General features: G+C 40.1%; 2 protein-coding genes. Both read right to left on the bottom strand.

From position 1 onward, the window contains the following. A partial coding sequence (locus tag V7L97_RS12680; protein ID WP_333656558.1) for an MCP four helix bundle domain-containing protein occupies positions 1–185 on the bottom strand: 185 nt, incomplete at its 3' end. 45 nt (positions 186–230) lie between these two features. Continuing rightward, a complete protein-coding gene (locus V7L97_RS12675; RefSeq protein WP_442891848.1) occupies positions 231–731 on the bottom strand; it encodes a chemotaxis protein CheW in 501 nt (166 codons plus the stop codon). Between the last annotated feature and the right edge of the window lie 704 nt (positions 732–1435).

Raw genomic sequence — 1435 nt, 5'->3', positions numbered from 1 at the left:
CCGATCTTCCCCAGGTCAATGGCAGGGACAAGCCTGTCAGCGTAAAGTGTCTCCATCCCTTGTTTCATCTTCGTTATCCCTATCCCTCTGATACTTACCACACCAAGCAAAATTACAATGAATGCCATTACAGCAAAGCTCGCCAGTAGTTTTGTCCTCATCTTTAAGTTGTTAAACCATTTCATGACATAGTACTCCTTTATATTTTTCTTATATATTTTTCTTATTTTTCACTCTAAAGCCTTTGTCTGTGCTTCTATCATGGCAATCGTCTCTGTCCTGCCAAACAGCATGTCCATATCGAGTAATATTATCAGCCTGTCTTCGAGCTTTGCTATGCCGTTTATAAACTCTGTACCAATGCCTGTTGACATTGGAGGCGGAGGTTCTACTATGTCAGAAGAAATCCGCAATACCTCCGAGACCGAATCAACAATAAGTCCCATGGTGATCCCACTTACCTCCATTATCATTATCCGCAGGTGTTCGTCGCTTCTCTTTCTCTCAAAACCGAACCTTTCCCTGAGATTTACCACAGGGATAACCTTCCCTCTGAGGTTTATCACGCCTTCCACATAAGATGGCGCATTCGGGACCTTTGTAATCTCCTTCATCCTGTTTATCTCGTGCACCTTGAGAATATCCACTGCATACTCCTCATTGCCGAGGGTAAAGGTTACGAGCTGCAGCAATCCATAGCCTTGGCCATGCCCTTCTCTCGATGCGCTCATGACTCCAAAAGAACCCTGCATTGCCGCTACCTCATTCATATTGCGCCTCCAAATGACAACAAAATATTTTTTGATTGCGAATTCAAAGAATATTAGGGATACTTCCCGTATTTCTTGCCTTTTTTCTTAGGACGCCCAACCTTTTGAGGGAAAAGGTCTCGCTTCAAAACCTTCTACAGTTCTTTTATAAAGCCCTCACTGCCAAGCGGTCTATCTGTTCATGTAGTGCGCTGTATTGATGTATTTATCTCTTTAGCGTCATTACTTAAAAATTCCCTGTATGCTTTTGTTTCTTCATCATCAAACCAGTTTTCTTTTAAACCCAGAATTGTCATTAGACCTAAAGCGACTTTGCTCAAAGATGTTATTTCTTTATCTGTAAAGCTTTGTGGAAGCTTTGTTGCTTATATTTATATAAGGTTTCCTTATTGTCAGTTTGCGCATTTTTGCACTATGTATTTATGCTTTTACTTCTTATTTTACAATGAGTTATAAGCAAATATTTCTAATGGCGGTCATTAGAAATATTTGCTTAATGACAATTCTGGTTTAAAAGTATATCATCTTTTGCACCCAGCGTCAATATATGCGCTCTGGCGCTTGACCATTGATAGTCTTCTGCTTTTTTGGCAAGGGTTGCCCTTACAGAATTTAAGGTTCATCTCCAATTTAGTTGCAATGAGCAAAGGCACTTTTAATGATTA

The sequence above is a fragment of the Dissulfurispira sp. genome, assembly GCF_036745535.1.
Classification (GTDB): Bacteria; Nitrospirota; Thermodesulfovibrionia; order Thermodesulfovibrionales; family Dissulfurispiraceae; genus Dissulfurispira.
This window is presented reverse-complemented; position numbering and strand designations above follow the sequence as displayed.

Bases quoted from the DNA above. Each gene is read 5' to 3' on its own strand.
- V7L97_RS12675 (WP_442891848.1), bottom strand. From the start codon at position 731: ATGAGCGCATCGAGAGAAGGGCATGGCCAAGGCTATGGATTGCTGCAG.